The sequence below is a fragment of the Streptomyces sp. NPDC053541 genome, assembly GCF_044544705.1.
Lineage (GTDB): Bacteria > Actinomycetota > Actinomycetes > Streptomycetales > Streptomycetaceae > Streptomyces.
The window spans coordinates 156,338-172,913 of the sequence record NZ_JBITXM010000012.1 but is presented as its reverse complement, the minus strand read 5'-3'; the positions used below and the strand labels follow the sequence as shown (position 1 = coordinate 172,913).

15 protein-coding genes are annotated in these 16,576 nt (G+C 74.7%); 9 read left to right on the top strand and 6 right to left on the bottom strand.

What is annotated here, in order from left to right; translation table 11 throughout:
- Window positions 1–11: 11 nt before the first annotated feature.
- From ACIGW2_RS29415 to ACIGW2_RS29405, 3 genes are all read left to right on the top strand, one after another.
- On the top strand, window positions 12–746 hold the full coding sequence (locus ACIGW2_RS29415; RefSeq protein ID WP_391654274.1) for an aquaporin: 735 nt from the start codon (window positions 12–14) through the stop codon (window positions 744–746).
- Between the two features lie 44 nt (window positions 747–790).
- Entirely contained in the window at window positions 791–1,492 is a 702-nt protein-coding gene (locus ACIGW2_RS29410; RefSeq protein WP_399847003.1) for a vancomycin high temperature exclusion protein, read from the top strand.
- A 239-nt stretch (window positions 1,493–1,731) separates the two neighbouring features.
- Complete coding sequence (locus tag ACIGW2_RS29405) at window positions 1,732–3,837, top strand: molybdopterin oxidoreductase family protein (RefSeq protein WP_399847002.1); 2,106 nt, start codon at window positions 1,732–1,734, stop codon at window positions 3,835–3,837.
- On the opposite strand, the gene cutA is transcribed toward ACIGW2_RS29405, so the two are convergent.
- Window positions 3,824–4,546 carry a divalent cation tolerance protein CutA gene (gene cutA / locus ACIGW2_RS29400; RefSeq protein WP_391654271.1) on the bottom strand — a complete coding sequence of 241 codons (723 nt, stop codon included), beginning with the start codon at window positions 4,544–4,546 and terminating at the stop codon, window positions 3,824–3,826. The two genes, ACIGW2_RS29405 and cutA, sit on opposite strands and share 14 nt — an antisense overlap.
- Before the next feature lie 326 nt (window positions 4,547–4,872).
- Here cutA and ACIGW2_RS29395 point away from each other — a divergent pair, with 326 nt between their 5' ends.
- Entirely contained in the window at window positions 4,873–5,406 is a 534-nt protein-coding gene (locus ACIGW2_RS29395; protein WP_361585469.1) for a hypothetical protein, read from the top strand.
- A 114-nt stretch (window positions 5,407–5,520) separates the two neighbouring features.
- Entirely contained in the window at window positions 5,521–6,141 is a 621-nt protein-coding gene (locus ACIGW2_RS29390) for a class F sortase (RefSeq protein WP_361585466.1), read from the top strand.
- A 56-nt stretch (window positions 6,142–6,197) separates the two neighbouring features.
- Here ACIGW2_RS29390 and ACIGW2_RS29385 read toward each other — a convergent pair whose 3' ends face one another.
- A complete protein-coding gene (locus ACIGW2_RS29385) occupies window positions 6,198–6,983 on the bottom strand; it encodes a TSUP family transporter (protein ID WP_361585463.1) in 786 nt (261 codons plus the stop codon).
- 203 nt (window positions 6,984–7,186) lie between these two features.
- On the opposite strand from ACIGW2_RS29385, the gene ACIGW2_RS29380 reads away from it, so the two are divergent.
- Genes ACIGW2_RS29380 through nirD form a run of 3 tightly spaced genes read left to right on the top strand, consistent with a single transcriptional unit; the run spans window position 7,187 to window position 11,621 of the window.
- Window positions 7,187–8,743 (top strand): FAD-dependent oxidoreductase, encoded by a 1,557-nt coding sequence (locus ACIGW2_RS29380; RefSeq protein ID WP_399847000.1) that lies wholly within the window; start codon window positions 7,187–7,189, stop codon window positions 8,741–8,743.
- Window positions 8,740–11,286 (top strand): nitrite reductase large subunit NirB, encoded by a 2,547-nt coding sequence (nirB, locus tag ACIGW2_RS29375; RefSeq protein WP_399846999.1) that lies wholly within the window; start codon window positions 8,740–8,742, stop codon window positions 11,284–11,286. Before ACIGW2_RS29380 ends, nirB begins: the two co-directional genes overlap by 4 nt.
- On the top strand, window positions 11,286–11,621 hold the full coding sequence (nirD, locus tag ACIGW2_RS29370; RefSeq protein ID WP_391653697.1) for a nitrite reductase small subunit NirD: 336 nt from the start codon (window positions 11,286–11,288) through the stop codon (window positions 11,619–11,621). The genes nirB and nirD overlap by 1 nt, the downstream gene beginning before the upstream one ends.
- Before the next feature lie 30 nt (window positions 11,622–11,651).
- On the opposite strand, the gene ACIGW2_RS29365 is transcribed toward nirD, so the two are convergent.
- The 3 genes from ACIGW2_RS29365 to ACIGW2_RS29355 all read right to left on the bottom strand — a co-directional run bounded on the left by ACIGW2_RS29365 (window position 11,652) and on the right by ACIGW2_RS29355 (window position 13,776).
- Complete coding sequence (locus tag ACIGW2_RS29365; RefSeq protein WP_391653698.1) at window positions 11,652–12,080, bottom strand: VOC family protein; 429 nt, start codon at window positions 12,078–12,080, stop codon at window positions 11,652–11,654.
- Window positions 12,081–12,122: 42 nt separating this feature from the next.
- Window positions 12,123–12,662: a group III truncated hemoglobin gene (locus ACIGW2_RS29360; protein WP_399846998.1), complete on the bottom strand. Its 540-nt coding sequence runs from the start codon at window positions 12,660–12,662 to the stop codon at window positions 12,123–12,125.
- 61 nt (window positions 12,663–12,723) lie between these two features.
- Complete coding sequence (locus ACIGW2_RS29355; RefSeq protein ID WP_399846996.1) at window positions 12,724–13,776, bottom strand: hypothetical protein; 1,053 nt, start codon at window positions 13,774–13,776, stop codon at window positions 12,724–12,726.
- Between the two features lie 195 nt (window positions 13,777–13,971).
- Between ACIGW2_RS29355 and ACIGW2_RS29350 the strand changes: the two genes are divergently transcribed.
- Entirely contained in the window at window positions 13,972–15,132 is a 1,161-nt protein-coding gene (locus ACIGW2_RS29350) for an alkaline phosphatase PhoX (RefSeq protein WP_391653701.1), read from the top strand.
- On the opposite strand, the gene ACIGW2_RS29345 is transcribed toward ACIGW2_RS29350, so the two are convergent.
- Window positions 15,102–16,175, bottom strand: coding sequence for a helix-turn-helix domain-containing protein (locus tag ACIGW2_RS29345; RefSeq protein WP_356062943.1), 1,074 nt, complete (start codon window positions 16,173–16,175; stop codon window positions 15,102–15,104). The two genes, ACIGW2_RS29350 and ACIGW2_RS29345, sit on opposite strands and share 31 nt — an antisense overlap.
- Window positions 16,176–16,576: the final 401 nt, after the last annotated feature.

The window sequence follows — 16,576 nt, the reverse complement described above, 5'->3', positions numbered from 1 at the left end:
TCTTTTCCATTATGAGAATGTCCCCCGCGTCGCTCCCCCGGCGCGCCCTCGCCGAGTTCACCGGCACCGCCGCACTCGTCGCCGTCATCGTCGGTTCCGGCCTGCGCGCCGACTCCCTCAGCCAGGACATCGGGGTCCGGCTGATCGCCAACGCCGCCGCCTCCGCCATCGGCCTCGGACTGCTCATCGCCCTCCTCGGCCCGCTCTCCGGCGCCCACCTCAACCCGGTCGTCACCCTCTCCGAGTGGTGGACCCGGCGCGCCCCGCGCACCGGGCACGGCGGCCGCGAGGCCCTCGCCTACATCGCCGCACAGATCGGCGGCGCCGTCGCCGGCGCGCTCCTCGCCGAGGCGATGTTCGGCCGGCCCCCCGGCGCCGGACTCGCCACCGCGCAGCGCGCCGAGCTCCATCTGCTCCTCGGCGAGGCCGTCGCGACCGCCGGCCTCGTCCTGGTCGTCCAGGGCCTGCGCCGCATCGGACGCCCCTCGCTCGCCCCGGTCGCCGTCGCCGGCTACATCGGCGCGGCCATCTGGTTCACCTCCTCCGGCTCCTTCGCCAACCCGGCGGCCACCGTCGGCCGGGCCTTCTCCGACTCCTTCACCGGCATCGCGCCCGGCTCGGTGCCCGCCTTCGCCGCCGCCCAACTCCTCGGCATGCTGCTCGGCATGGGCCTGGCCGGTGTGCTGTACGGCACGGAACGGGCCGCCGCCGAACCGGAGGCGGCGGATTCGCGTCGAACGGTGTGACCGACCGTCCCGCCCGCCCCACGCCCCACCCGGAGGTCCCCCGCATGCGCGGCGTCCGCCTGCCCCGGCTCCCCAGGCTCCTCCCCCGCACCGTCCGGGGCCGCCGCCGCGCCGTCCGGGCCCTCGCGCTGGCGGCCGTGCTCGCCCTCGCGCCCAGCACCTGGATGCGGCTGACCACCGAGGACCGGCTGCGCGGCACGGCCGACGTGCCCGCGCAGGACGTGGCCGTGGTGTTCGGCGCCGGGCTGTGGAAGGGCCGCCCCACGCCGTACCTCGCGCACCGGCTCGACGCCGCCGCCGAGCTCTACCGCTCCGGCAAGGTCAAGGTCCTCCTCGTCACCGGCGACAACAGCCGCACCGAGTACGACGAGCCGAGCGCGATGCGCACCTACCTGGCCCGGCGCGGGGTGCCGGACGACAAGGTCGTCAGCGACTACGCCGGCTTCGACACCTGGGACTCCTGCGTCCGCGCCAAGAAGATCTTCGGCGTCGACCGGGCGGTGCTCGTCACCCAGGACTTCCACATCCGGCGGGCGCTCGCGCTGTGCGGGGCGGCGGGCGTGGAGGCGTACGGGGTCGGGGTCGGCGAACCGAAGGACGCGACCTGGTACTACGGCACCACCCGCGAGCTGGCCGCCGCCGGCAAGGCCGCGGTCGACGCGGCGCTGCGCCCGGACCCGCGCTTCCTCGGCGCGCGCGAGGACGGCGTCGCCGAGGCGCTGGCCGCGCCGCCCACGGGACGGTGAACGCGGGCCGCCGGGCGCGGGGCGCCCGCCCCGGTGGCCGCCTCGCGGCTCCCGGGTGCTCGCCCCGAGCCCGGAGGAGGCCCTGGAGGCGGGCGACGAGCCGCTGTTCGTGGCCACCCGGGCGCGCGATGGCCCGCGGCTCCGCCTCACCCGCCGGGCCGGCCGCGCGGGAGGGAGCGGCACCCCGCCCGTAACGCCCGTCGCGCACGCCCGTAACACGCCCGTCGCATCCTCGGACCATGTCCGAGGTCACCACCGTTCCCACGCACTGCCCCTACTGCGCCCTCCAGTGCGGCATGAGGCTGCGGCACACCGCCGCCGGAGAGCAGCCGGCCGAGGTGGTCGAACGGCCGGACTTCCCCGTGAACCGGGGCGCGCTGTGCGGCAAGGGACGCACCGCCCCCGCCGTGCTCTCCTCCCGGGTCCGGCTCACCGAGCCCCTGGTCCGCTGCCCTGACACGGGGGCGCTGGAGCCCGCGACCTGGGAGGAGGCCCTGGCCGCCGTCGCCGACGGGCTGAGCCGCACCCGCGCCGCCCACGGCGCCGACGCCGTGGGGGTCTTCGGGGGCGGCGGCCTCACCAACGAGAAGGCGTACACGCTGGGCAAGTTCGCCCGGCTCGTCCTCGGCACCTCGCAGATCGACTACAACGGGCGCTTCTGCATGTCCTCCGCCGCGGCCGCCCACCAGCGCGCCTTCGGCCTCGACCGGGGCCTGCCCTTCCCCCTGGAGGACATCCCGAGGACCGGCTGCGTGATCCTGGTCGGCTCCAACCTCGCCGAGACCATGCCGCCCGCGCTGCGCTACCTCACCGAGCTGAAGGAGAACGGCGGCAGGCTGATCGTCGTCGACCCGCGCCGCACCCGCACCGCCGAGCAGGCCGACCTGCACCTCGCCCCGCGCCCCGGCACCGACCTGGCGCTCGCCCTCGGCATGCTGCACCTCGTGGTCGCCGAGGGGCGGGTCGACGAGGAGTTCGTCGCCGACCGCACCGAGGGCTGGGCCGAGGCCCGGGCCGGCGCGATGTCCCACTGGCCCGAGCAGGTCGAGCGGATCACCGGCGTCCCGGTGCCCGAACTGCGCGAAGCCGTAAGGATGTTCACCGATGCCGCCACCGGCATGGTGCTCACCGCGCGCGGCCCCGAGCAGCAGTCCAAGGGCACCGACACCGTCGGCGCCTGGATCAACCTGTGCCTGGCCACCGGCAAGGCGGGCCGGCCGCTCAGCGGCTACGGCTGCCTCACCGGCCAGGGCAACGGCCAGGGCGGCCGCGAGCACGGCCAGAAGGCCGACCAGCTGCCCGGCTACCGCAAGCTCGACGACCCGGCCGCCCGGGAGCACGTCGCCGGGGTGTGGGGAGTGGCGCCCGAGTCGCTGCCCGGACCGGGCCGCAGCGCCTACGAGCTGCTCGACGCCCTCGGCCGGGACGTACGGGCGCTGCTCCTGATGGGCTCCAACCCGGTGGTCTCCGCACCGCGCGCCGCGCACGTCGAGGAGCGCATCCGGGCGCTCGACTTCCTCGCCGTCGCCGACGTCGTCCTCTCCGAGACGGCGGCCCTCGCCGACGTGGTGCTGCCCGTGACCCAGTGGGCCGAGGAGACCGGGACGATGACCAATCTGGAGGGCCGGGTGCTGCTGCGCCGCCGCGCCCTCACCCCGCCGCCCGGGGTCCGCAGCGACCTGGAGGTGCTGCACGCGCTCGCCGGGCTGCTCGGCTGGGAGAAGGGCTTCCCGGCCGACCCGGAGGAGGTCTTCGAGGAGCTGCGGCGCGCCTCGGCGGGCGGTCCGGCCGACTACGCGGGCATCAGCTACCGCCGGATCGAGGAGGAGCAGGGCGTCTTCTGGCCCTGCCCCGAGCCGGGGCACGCCGGCACGCCCCGGCTGTTCCTCGACCGCTTCGCGACGCCCGACGGCCGGGCCCGCTTCGTGCCGGTGGTGCACCGGGCGGCGGCCGAGGAGACGGACGCCGCCTACCCGGTGGTGCTGACCACGGGGCGGGTCGTCGCCCAGTACCAGTCGGGCGCGCAGACCCGGCGGGTGGCGGAGCTGAACGCCGCCGCGCCCGGCCCGTTCGTGGAGCTGCACCCGCGGCTCGCCGAGCGGCTCGGGGTCGCCGAGGGCGAGGAACTCGCGGTGGTCTCGCGGCGCGGCCGGGCGCTCGCCCCGGCCCGGATCACCACCGCGATCCGGCCGGACACGGTCTTCATGCCCTTCCACTGGTACGGGGAGGGCCGCGCGAACACCCTGGTCAACCCGGCCCTCGACCCGGTCTCCCGGATGCCCGAGTTCAAGGTCTGCGCGGTGCGCCTGGAGCGCGTGGCCCGGGACGACGTCACGGACGCTTGAACCAGTCGCCGCTCTCGATGACCGGGCCGAGGGGCGCGTCCGGGGCCGCCAGGAAGACCCAGGCCGAGACCCGCGCCCCGTCCCCGGTCCGTACGACGTCCATCGCCACCCGTTCGTAGCCGACGGGCAGCTCCAGGCGGTCGAGCAGGCCGAACAGCTCGCCGTAGTCGCCGGCCGAGGGCGTGAGCAGCGTGCCGACGACCTGGCCCTCCTCGGCGGGCACGACGTACGGGTAGCCGGGGCCGTCGTGGAGGACGGCGCCGTGCAGCACGGCGTCCGCCTCGCTGCCGATCCGGCCGGCGAGGAAGCGGTCGTGGTTGTACGCGCCGGGGCGCAGCGTCCCGTAGACGAAGAAGGGCCGCTGCTCGTGGGCCGGCGCCGCCTCGAGGGCCGCGGCCGGCGCGGTCTCGCTCTCCACCCAGCGGGCGTAGTCCGCGCTGACCCGGGCCACCCGGGTCGCGAGGATCTCGGGGGTCTCGTAGTCGTGGGCGGCGAGCAGGTGCGCCTCCAGGGCCGGGTAGCGGGCCTCGGTGGTCTTGAGGACCACCTCCCACTCCTCGGCGGTCTCGACCGCGCCCTGCCAGTGGTACACGGAGGTGACGGGCCCGGAGACCTGCGCGCAGGCGGCGAGCCGGGCCTCGACGGCGCCGCGGGCCAGCGCCTCGGCCTTCGCGCGCGCGTCGGTGGTGGTGCGGACGGTGACGATCACGTCTTCACGGTACGGGGCGACGGGGCCGCGTGCAGCCGGGCGCGGGACACCCGGACGGCGGTCCCCGCGGCGGGCCGGCGGCCGGCCGGCGACGCGATGCCCGGCGACGCGGCGACCCGGCATGATCACCCGTTCGGCACCGGCCGTCAGCTGACGCCGTGACACCCGCTCCCACCTGCGCGAACACCGCTTCTCCAGGCGACACGCCGCACCTGAACGGACGCATTCTGACCCGGCATCAGAAGGCGGACGGCCGGTGCACGCATTTATCTCGGACCTACGGAAGCCCCTTTCCGTACGAACGTCCGCGCGCCACGGAGGCCACCATGCGCCGCACCCCTGTCCCCCTGCTCACCGGTACCGCGCTCACGGTCCTCGCGCTCGGCGCGCTCGCCGCGCCCGTGGCGTACGCCAACAACGACGGCCACCAGAACGACAACAACTGGCAGGCGCTGGAGATCTTCCCCTCCTCGGCCGACCCCGGCACCACGGTCACCGTGAACACCCTCGCCTGCGGCTCCCACGGGCACGGCGTCGGTGACGCGAACTCGCTCGGCGCGGGCGAGTTCCAGCTCAACCCGAGCACGCACAAGGAGGTCGTGGTGGGCCAGTTCACCGTGCCGCACCACGCCAAGTCGGGGACGTACCCGATCAGCGTCGCCTGCGACAACGGCAAGACCGCACGCGGCGACCTCTTCGTCAAGCACAAGAGCCCGAGCGGCCACGTGCAGACCGGTGTCGGCGGCAGCGTGGGCCCCGACACCACCCAGGTCACGGCGGGCGTGGCGGTGCTGGCCGCGGCCGCCGTGGGCGGTGCCTGGCTCCTGCGCCGCCGGGCGAGCGGCGCGCAGGAGGGCTGACCGGCACCGTCCGTCGTCCCTCCCCCGCCGCGCGCCCGCTGACGGCCCGGCGGGGGCGGGACCACCCCTCGACCACCAGCGCACAGGCCGACGAGGCCGGAAGGACACGAGCCGGTGAGCAACCGCAGCAAGGGCTGGGGAATAGCCGTCGCCGCCTGCGTCGGGCTGTGGATGATCCAGAACGGCTCCGGCGAGGTCACCCCGCCGATCCCCACGGCCGCGCAGGCCTTCGCCGCCGGCCCGAGCGTGCACACCGACGCCGCCGCCGATCCGCTGCCGCCCTCGTCCCCGGTCCGGCTGCGGATCCCCGAGATCGACGTCGACACGCCACTGACCGGCCTCGGCCTGGGACCCGACGGCGCCCTGGAGGTGCCGCCGGCCTCCGACCGCAATCTGGCCGGCTGGTACGAGGACGGCACGCGGCCCGGCGCCAAGGGCACCGCGATCGTCGCCGGGCACGTGGACAACGCCCAGGGGCCCGCCGTCTTCTACGCGCTCGGCGCGCTGCGGAAGGGCCACCGGATCGAGGTGGACCGGCAGGACGGCCGCACCGCCGTCTTCACCATCGACGCCGTCGAGGTCTACGAGAAGGAGCGGTTCCCCGACGCCAAGGTGTACGGCGAGGCGGACCGGGCCGAGATCCGGGTCATCACCTGCGGCGGCGGCTTCTCGAAGAAGGCGGGCGGCTACCTCGGCAACGTGGTCGCCTTCGGGCACCTCATCGGCGTGAAGTGACGCCGCCCGGCGGCGGGGGGGGGGGGCCCCCCCCCCCCCCCCCCCCCCCCCCCGCCTCACGCCCACTGGTCGAAGGCGAGCTTCGCGACCAGCGAGAACACGACCACCAGCAGCACCCCGCGGACGAACTCCGCGCCCTTCGCCAGCGCCATCCGCGCGCCGATCATGCCGCCCGCCAGGTTGAACACGGCCATGACGGCGGCCAGCGGCCACATCACGTGTCCCTGGTAGGCGAACATCGCGAGCGCGCCCGCGTTGGTGCAGACGTTGACGATCTTCGCGGTGGCGGAGGCGGTGACCAGGTCCAGGTGGAGCACCGCGGTGAGCGCGAGCACCAGGAAGGTGCCCGTGCCCGGCCCGAACAGACCGTCGTAGAAGCCGATGCCGCCGCCGACCACGACGATCGCGGTGACGATCCGGGCCCGGGTGAGCGGGGGCCGGTCCGCCTCCGCCGTACGGCTGCCGAAGGACGGGCGCAGCATCACGAACGCGGCGACGCCGAGCAGCACCACCATGATCACCGGGCGCAGCACGGCGCTGCTGATCCCGGCCGCGAAGAACGCGCCGGCCATCGAGCCGGCCAGCGCGGCCAGCCCGATCCGCACCGCCGTGCCGACCCGCACCGGCGCCTTGCGCACATAGGTGACGGCGGCGCCGGTGGTGCCGACGATCGCGACCGCCTTGTTGGTGCCGAGGACCTGCGCCGCCGGCACCTGCGGCAGGCCGAGCAGCAGCGCGGGCAGCAGGAGCAGTCCGCCGCCCCCGACCACGGCGTCGATCCAGCCCGCGGCGAGCGCGGCGACGCAGAGCAGGACGAGTGTGGTCAGGGATATGTCAGGCATGGCGAGAGCGTAGAGCCCGGATGCGTGGCGAAGCCATCGATCACCGGAGTCTTGAGCTACGTCTGAGCTTGCCGACGGGTCGTCCGCGCGTCGTATACGGGCCGGGGCCCTCACAGCGCGGAGCGGCGGCGGTGAGATCAGCGTTCCGTACGGGAAACAGGCGGGAACCCGCCGGGTAACACCCGCCGCGCACCCTTCCGGGTATGAGTACACGGATCGTGGTGGTCGGGGGCGGAACGGCGGGCGCCCGGCTCGCCCAGCGCCTGCCGGTCACCCTTCTCGGCGAGGAGCCGCACGCGCCGTACAACCGGCTGCTGCTCGCGGACGTCCTCGCCGGGCGGTACGGCCCCGAGGTCATCGCGCTGCCCGCCGCGCGGGAGCCGGCCCGGCTCGGCGCGCGGGCGGTGCGAATCGACCGCGCGGCCCGCACCGTGGAGTGCGCGGACGGCTCGCTCGTCCCCTACGACCGGCTGGTCCTGGCGACCGGCGCGGCGCCGGTGCTGCCACCGCTGCGCGGACTGCGCGGGGCGGAGCTGCCGTCCGGCGTCCACCCCTTCCGCACCCTCGACGACTGCCTCGCCCTGCGCGGGGCCGTCCGGCCCGGGGTGCGGGCGGTCGTCGTCGGCGGCGGCCTGCTCGGCGTCTCGGCGGCCCGGGCGCTCGCGGCGGCCGGCGCGGAGGTGGTGCTCACCCAGCAGGGCGAGCGCCTGATGGAACGCCAGCTCGACGCCGAGGCCTCCGCCCTGCTCCGCGCCCACCTCACCGACCTGGGCGTCGAGGTCCACACCGAGTGCCGGGTCAGCGGCCTGCGGCAGCGGGACGGCGCGGTCACCGCGGTCGAACTCGCCGACGGCTTCGTCCTCGACGCCGGCATCGTGGTCCTGGCCTGCGGGGTGCGTCCCCGCGTGGCCCTGGCCCGCGCGGCCGGCCTCGACGTCCGCACCGGCGTCGTCGTCGACGACCAGCTGCGGACCTCCGACCCCCACGTCCACGCGATCGGCGACTGCGCCGAACACGCGGGCCGCGTCTACGGCCTCGCGGGCCCGGCCCTGGAACAGGCGGACGTCCTGGCGGACCTGCTCCTCGCGGAGTCGCCGGCCGGGGCCACCGGGGGCCCGGTCGTGTCGGCTCCGGCCGCCGAGCCCGGCGCGGAGCAGGCCCCCCGGGCCGGATCCTCCGCTCCGGGGGGCGGGGCCCCCGGAGGGGGCCCGGGCGGGCAGGCGCCGGCCGGCGGAGCTGGCACGACAGGGCTGACGACACCCCCCGCCGCGCCGCAGACGCCGGCCACTTCGCCCGGAGGCCCCGAAGGGAGCCCGTCCGGGACGGCCCCGGACGGGCCCGGCGGGCACGGCCCGCAGTCCGCGCACGCCGGGCGCCCCGCGCCGCAGGCCCCGGCCCCGGCCCCGGAGTCGGGCACGGCGCCGCAGGCACCGGCCGACCCCGCCGGAGGCGCCCGGCCGCTGCCCCGTTACACCGGGACCCGCGCGCTCACACGGCTCACGCTCGGTGGGGCCCGGCCGCTCGACCTCGCCGCGTTCGGCGAGGCCACCCCGCTGCCCGGCGACGACGTCGTCCGGCTGGCCGACGCCACGCGCGGGGCCTACCGGAAGGTCGTCGTGCGCGGCGACCGGCTCGTGGGGGGTGTTCTGCTCGGCGACCTCGGGGCCGTCGGGACGCTCGCCCGGGCATGGGAGGGCGACGAGGCCCTGCCCGACGCTCCCCTGCTGCACCTGCTCACCCACGACGGAGGCTCCTCATGACGAACCCGACCACCCCCACCATCGTCCTGGTCGGCCACGGCATGGTCGGCCAGCGGTTCCTGGAGGCGCTCGCCGAGCGGGGCGTCACCGCGCGGGCCCGGGTCGTGGTGCTCTGCGAGGAGCCCCGGCCCGCCTACGACCGCGTCCAGCTGACCTCGTACTTCTCCGGCCGCACCCCCGACGAGCTGTCCCTCGTCCCGGACGGCTTCCTCGCCGAGCACGGCATCGAGCTGCACACCGACGAGCCCGTCACCGCCGTGGACCGGGCGGCCCGCACGGTCACCACCGGCTCCGGGCGGGTCTTCGCGTACGACACCCTGGTGCTCGCCACCGGCTCGTACCCCTTCGTGCCGCCGGTCCCCGGCAAGGACGCCCGCGGCTGCTTCGTCTACCGCACGATCGAGGACCTGCTCGCGATCGAGGAGTACGCCAAGGGCCGCACCACCGGCGCGGTGGTCGGCGGCGGCCTGCTCGGTCTGGAGGCGGCCGGCGCGCTGAAGGGCCTCGGTCTGGAGACGCACGTCGTGGAGTTCGCGCCGCGCCTGATGCCGGTGCAGGTCGACGAGGGCGGCGGCGCGGCCCTGCTGCGCACCATCGAGCAGATGGGCCTGACCGTCCACACCGGGACCGGCACCCAGGAGGTCGTGACCGAGGACGGCGCCGTGACGGGCATGCTGCTGTCCGACGGATCGACGCTCGCCACCGAGATGGTGGTCTTCTCGGCCGGCGTCCGCCCCCGCGACCAGTTGGCCCGCGACTGCGGTCTGGACGTCGGCGAGCGAGGCGGCATCGCCGTGGACGAGCTGTGCCGCACCTCCGACCCGGCGGTCTTCGCGATCGGCGAGTGCGCGCTCGCCTCCGACGGGCGGGTCTACGGACTGGTGGCGCCCGGCTACGAGATGGCGCAGACGGCGGCGGCCACCATCGCCGAGGAGACCGTCGACGGCTTCACCGGTGCCGACATGTCGACCAAGCTGAAGCTGCTCGGCGTGGACGTGGCCTCCTTCGGCGACGCCCACGGCACCACCGAGGGCTGTCTCGACGTCGTCTACTCCGACTCCCGTTCCGGGATCTACAAGAAGCTCGTCGTGGACGGAGAGGGCGTGCTGCTCGGCGGCGTCCTGGTCGGCGACGCCGAGGCGTACGGCATGCTGCGCCCGCTCACCGGCAGCAAGCCGCCGGTCTCCCCCGAGCAGCTGGTGCTGCCGGCCGGGGTCGGCGCGCCGGTCGCGCTCGGCCCCTCGTCGCTCCCGGACGACGCCGTCATCTGCTCCTGCCACAACGTCACCAAGCACGCGATCACCCAGTGCGCCACGCTGCCCGAGGTGAAGAAGTGCACCAAGGCCGGTACCGGCTGCGGCAGTTGCGTGAAGGTGATCGAGAAGCTGCTGCCGGCCGCCGCCGACAAAGGGCTCTGCGGCTGTTTCTCGTACACCCGCAGCGAGCTCTACGAGATCGCCCGCACCCTGCGCGTGACCTCCTTCGCCGCGCTGCTCGACTCGCACGGGCGCGAGGAGGCGAAGGGCGGCGAGGGCTGCGAGATCTGCAAGCCGACGGTCGGCTCCATCCTGGCCTCGCTGGCCCCGGTGATCGGCGCGGACGGCTACATCCTGGACGGCGAGCAGGCCGCCCTCCAGGACACCAACGACCACTTCCTCGCCAACATGCAGCGCAACGGCTCCTATTCGGTGGTGCCGCGGATCCCCGGCGGCGAGATCACCCCCGAGAAGCTGATCGTGATCGGCGAGGTGGCCCGCGACTTCGGCCTCTACACGAAGATCACCGGCGGCCAGCGGATCGACCTCTTCGGCGCCCGCGTCGACCAGCTCCCCGCCATCTGGACCCGGCTCGTCGACGCCGGCTTCGAGTCCGGCCACGCCTACGGCAAGGCGCTGCGCACGGTGAAGTCCTGCGTGGGCCAGACCTGGTGCCGCTACGGCGTGCAGGACTCGGTGCGGATGGCGATCCGGCTGGAGCTGCGCTACCGCGGCCTGCGCGCCCCGCACAAGCTGAAGTCGGCGGTCTCCGGCTGCGCCCGCGAGTGCGCCGAGGCGCAGTCGAAGGACTTCGGGATCATCGCCACCGCGAGCGGCTGGAACCTCTACGTGGGCGGCAACGGCGGCGCCACCCCGCGCCACGCCGACCTGCTCGCCCAGGACCTGTCGGACGCCGAACTGGTGCGGCTGATCGACCGGTTCCTGATGTTCTACATCCGCACCGCCGACCGTCTGGAGCGCACCTCGACCTGGCTGGAGCGTCTGGAGGGCGGCCTCGACCACCTGAAGGACGTGGTCGTGCACGACTCGCTCGGCCTGTGCGCGGAGCTGGAGGCGCTGATGGCCGCGCACGTCGCCGGCTACCGGGACGAGTGGGCCCAGACCCTCGACGACCCGGACCGGCTGCGCCGCTTCGTGTCCTTCGTCAACGCGCCCGAGGCGCCGGACCCGACGGTGCGGTTCGTCCCGGAGCGCGACCAGATCAAGCCGGACCTGACCGTCCTCACGATCGGCACCCCGAAGACCCTGGAAGGAGCCACCTCCTGATGACGACGCTCGAACTCTCCCCCGACGCCGAGACCTGGATGCCGGTCTGCGAGGAGGCCCGGCTGACGCCCGGCCGGGGCGTGGCGGCGCTGCTGCCGGACGGCCGGCAGGCCGCGGTCTTCCGGGACCGGGCGGGCCGGACGTACGCGATCGACAACCGCGACCCGTTCACCGGCGCCCAGGTGCTCTCCCGCGGCCTGGTCGGCTCGGCGGGCGGCCGCCCGTTCGTGGCCTCGCCGCTGCTGAAGCAGCGCTTCGACCTGGAGACGGGCCGGTGCCTGGACGACGACGCGGTGACGGTGGCGGTCTACCCGGTCCGCACGACGGCCTCGTAGCCCGCCCCCTCCCGTCACCGGCGCGGAGGCTCAGCCCTGCGGCGCGTCGCCCTCGACCGCCGCGGGGTCCATCCACATGACCTCCCAGTGGTGGCCGTCGAGGTCGGTGAAGGACCGCCCGTACATGAAGCCCATGTCCATGGGGTCGAGGACCGTGCCGCCGCCGGCCGCCAGCGCGCGGTCGGCCAGCTCGTCGACCTTCTCGCGGCTCTCGGCGCTCAGCGCGAGCATCACCTCGGTGGTCTTGGTGGCGTCGGAGACCGTCTTGCCGGGGGCGGCGAAGCCGAGGAACTTCTCCTCGGTGAGGAGCATCGCGAAGATCGTGTCGCTGATGACCACACAGGCGGCGGTCTCGTCGGTGAACTGCGGGTTGATCGTGTAGCCGAGGCTCTCGTAGAAGGCCTTGCTGGCGTCCAGGTCCTTCACGGGCAGGTTCACGAAGATCATCTGCGGGGCCATGGTGTCCGTCCGTTCTCTCGTCCGTCGGTGCCGTGTCGGCGCTTACGAGAGTTCAGACGGGCGGGCCCGGCGGAACTCATCGGTCCCGCCGACGCTTTTTCCGGACATCGTGTGCGCCGGGGCGACGGACCGCAGCGCGAGCGCGGCCAGCGGGACGAAGCCGCCGCTGCCGCCGACGCCCTCGGGCGCGTCCGTGGACGCGTCCGGCCCGCCGAGCCGCCGCAGCAGGGCGACCGCGATCCGCTCCCCCTGCGCCTTGGCCCGCTCGGCGACCGGCCCCGCGTGCCGCCCGTCGACCGTGGCCCGCCACAACTGCACCCACCGCCCGAAGTGTGCGGCGGTCAGCGGGCGCGCCGCGTGCAGGGCGGCGTGCGGCGCGTAGGCGTCCCGCCGGTACTCCGCGCCGCGGAACAGGGCCCGCTCCCAGAAGTCGCCGATGTCCGGCAGGTGGGCGTCGAGGTCGGTGCCGGCGATCTCGGTGAAGTACGGCCCGATCAGCGGGTCGGCGAAGGCCGCCACGTAGAAGCGGCGGAGCAGGGCGTCGAGGTCGGCGCGGTCGCGGATGTCACGGGGGACGGCCATGGGACGAGGGTCGCCGACCGGCCCGGTCCGGGGCCAGTGCCGAAGGTCCCCGGCCCCCTTCTCAGAGCGTCCAGCGGCGGACGCTGCCCGTCTCCCCGTCGTAGGTGAGCCAGCTCCCGTCGCCGAGCGGCCGGACCTCGCCGGTGGCGGCGCCGTCCGGGTACGCGATCCGCCCGCGGATCTCCAGGGTGCGCCCGTCGAGCAGCCAGGTGCCGCACTCCTCGGGCTCGTCGGCGTACTCGACACCGGTGGTCGCGAGGACCGCGTCCGCGTCGAGGAAGCCGCAGGACCAGTCCCACTGGGGGTGCTCCTCGTCGGGGGCCGGGGGCGCGTCGGCCTCGGCGAGCACCGTCCCGTCGAGGGCGTGCAGCTGGAGGTCGTTGCCGTAGTGCTCGACGGTGAGGAAGCCGGGGTGCCCGGGGTGGACGTCGATCAGGATGCGGTCGAGGCCGTCGTTGAGCTCCTGGTGCACGGTGAGCCCGGTGCCGTCCCAGCGCCCCCAGTACACGAGGACGCCGTCCTGGCCCATGCCGACGGACAGGCCCATGTGGACCCCGTCGGGGTGGGAGAGGTGGCCGGAACCGGAGGCCACGCTGTCCAGCGGGAGCCGGGCCAGCTCGCGCCCGTCGCGCGCGTCGAGCACGACCCAGACCTCCTCGTACTCCCCCGGGGTCACGACGTGCGCCCACACCAGCGCCCCGTCGTCGGAGACCCGGCAGGACCCGGACTCGATGCCCGGGCAGACCTGGTGTTCGTCGCCGGTGTGCGGGTGGCCGACCCGCTGGTCCCAGCAGCCGTGCCGGTACGTCCAGCGGGTGGTGCCGTCGGCGTCGACGGCCCGGACGGACCGCTGGCCGGAGAGGACGGCGAAGGAGCGGTCGGGGCTCACCGAGTGGACGCCGTGCCGCCAGCCCGGCCAGGGCAGCGGGAAGCGCGCGGCGGGGGCCTGCTCGCCGGCGAGCAGGTCGGTCAGCTCGTACACGGCGAGCTCCCCGTCCCGGGTGAGCAGGGCGCGTGCGGAACCGCCGGCGCGGTTCTCGAAGGCGTAGGGGTTGACCAGGGCCAAGCCGCCGGGGAAGTCGTACGTGCCGGTCAGGTGTGCGACGAAGTCCATGACCGGAACCTACCGACCCGCGCCGACACCGCCCGACGCCGGTCCGGCGGGCCGCCCCCGCCGCCCCCCGCCCGCCGCCTGCCCGTCACCGCCCGTTGACGCCCGGTCAACTACGGACGCCTAGATTCCAGGACCGCGCGACCCCGCCGCCGACCGGTGTGGCGGGGCCGATCCCACCCTGATCAGGAGTGAGACGTGGAGCGACGCGGTTTCCTGCGTGGAGCGGTCATCGGCACCTCGGCGGCCGCCTTCGGCGGCAGCCTCTGGAGCGGGGCGGCGCACGCCGCGCCCGCGCAGCCCGGGGCGGGCCCCTACGGGGCGCTCGGTGCGGCGGACGCGAACGGCATCCAGCTGCCGGCCGGGTTCACCAGCCGGGTGATCGCCCGGTCGGGCCAGACCGTCCCGGGCACCTCGTACACCTGGCACAACGCCCCCGACGGCGGCGCCTGCTTCGCCGACGGCACGGGCTGGATCTACGTGTCGAACTCGGAGATCAACCCCGGCGGCGGCGCGAGCGCGGTGCGGTTCAACTCCTCGGGTGCCGTCACCGGCGCCTACCGGATCCTGTCCAACACCCGGCAGAACTGCGCGGGCGGCCGGACCCCGTGGAACACCTGGCTGTCCTGCGAGGAGGTCAGCCTCGGCTACGTGTACGAGACCGACCCGTACGGCGTGAAGGCGGCCGTGCAGCGGCCCGCGCTCGGCCGGTTCAAGCACGAGGCGGCCGCGGCCGACCCGGTGCGCCGGGCGATCTACCTCACCGAGGACGAGACCGACGGCTGCTTCTACCGCTTCCTGCCGACCACCTGGGGCGACCTGTCCTCCGGCACCCTGCAGGTGTTCAAGGCCGGCACCGGCACCTCCGGCACCTTCAGCTGGCAGAACGTGCCGGACCCGGACGGCGCGCCGACCACCACCCGCAACCAGGTCTCCGGCGCCAAGCGCTTCAACGGCGGCGAGGGCTGCTACTACGCCGACGACACCGTCTGGTTCACCACCAAGGGCGACAACCGGGTGTGGCAGGTCAACCTGGCGGCCGGCACCTACGAGCTGGCCTACGACGACTCGCTGGTGCCCGGCGGCGCCGCGCCGCTCACCGGTGTGGACAACGTGACCGGTTCCGCCTCCGGCGACCTGTACGTCGCCGAGGACGGCGGCAACATGGAGATCTGCCTCATCACGCCGGACGACCTCGTCACGCCGTTCCTGCGGATCAACGGCCAGTCCGGTTCCGAGATCACCGGACCGGCCTTCTCCCCCGACGGCAGCCGGCTCTACTTCTCCAGCCAGCGGGGCACCACCGGCAGCTCCTCCGGCGGCATCACCTACGAGGTCACCGGCCCGTTCCGCGCGTAGCACCGGGACTCACGGCCCTCACGGGCCTCGCGGGCGCCCTGGGTGACCGGGGCGCCCGTCGCCTGCGCGCCCTGGGCGCCGCCGAGGAGGGCGGCGCCCAGCGGCGTCAGGGTGTGCAGGACCGCGTTGCCGTGCCGCAGCGTGGCGACCAGGCCGGCCTCCCGCAGGACACCGGCGTGCTGGCTCGCCGAGGCGAGGGAAACCCCCGCCCGGCGGGCCAGTTCGCTTGTGGTGCCCCCGTCGCCGATGGCGCTCAGGACCGCCGAGCGGGTGTGCCCGACGAGCTTGGCCAGCGAGGGCAGGTCCGGGGTCCGGACGGTCGGCGCCTCGCAGTGGGTGAGCGGATAGACGAGCACCGGCGGCAGCGCGGGGTCGCGCAGCACCACCGGGGTGCCGCGGCAGAAGAACGAGGGCTGGAGCAGCAGCCCGCGCCCGTCCAGGTGCACGTCCCGGTCGACCGGGTAGTCGGCCTCCAGGACCGGGCTGCGCCAGCGCAGCGCGGGCGGCAGCGAGGCCAGCAGCTCGTCGGCGCCGCCGTCGAGCAGGGCCCGGCCGCGGCGCGCCCGGTCGGCCTCGACGCGGGCCTGGACGTGCGCCCAGTACGGCTCGACGGCGGCCCGGTGGTAGGCGCGCAGCGCCCCGAGGAGCCGGCCGAGCGGTTCGCTGCCGCCGTCGGCGAGGGCCCGGAGCGCGGCGGGGACGCCGGGGCGTCCGGAGCGGGCGGCGCCGATCAGGCCGAGTTCGGCGTGCAGCCGGCCGGGCGGGGTGGCCCGGATGGCGTCGAGGCCCTCGTCGAGGCCGAGAATGCCCTGGGGCGGGGTGAGGAAGTCCGGGAAGTAGCCGCGGCTGGGCACGAGCGCGCCGAGCAGCCGGGTCTCACTGCCGAGCCGGATCCGCGCCTCGGAGCGCCAGCCTCCGTAGACCACGGAACCGCGCCGGTCCCTTAAACGGTGAAAACTGAGAATCGTTTCCCACAGAACGTCCGGCTGTGCGGCCATCCGGACGCCCGCCAAGTCGTTTCCGGTGAAATGAATCCGGAGCATGGAACCCCCACCTGTGCACTCGCAACCACCCCCGCCGACGAGTATGCACACCATCACTGCACGTTACCAGGGTGTTTCAGCCACACTTGAAAAGCCTCGCGGCGAACAGCCGGGAACCGAAAAGCTGTGCACGTCGGACGGGAAACCTTCAGGACCGAGGTGACGCGACGGAGACCGTGGGGGGCTTTGGCGCGTCCGGCGGCGGTCGGCGAGGGTTGCGGCTCACCCGCCCGACGAGGGTAATGGGCGCGGCTTCCGGGTGGGGATCCGGGGGCCGCGCCCATCTCATTCTTTGCAAATGTTCAACGCCGAATAATTCAATGCACGGCCCATGCGCCGGTGGCACATGCACTTGAACAGGAACTCACATTTCCCCAACGATCACGCAACACACGCCGGGG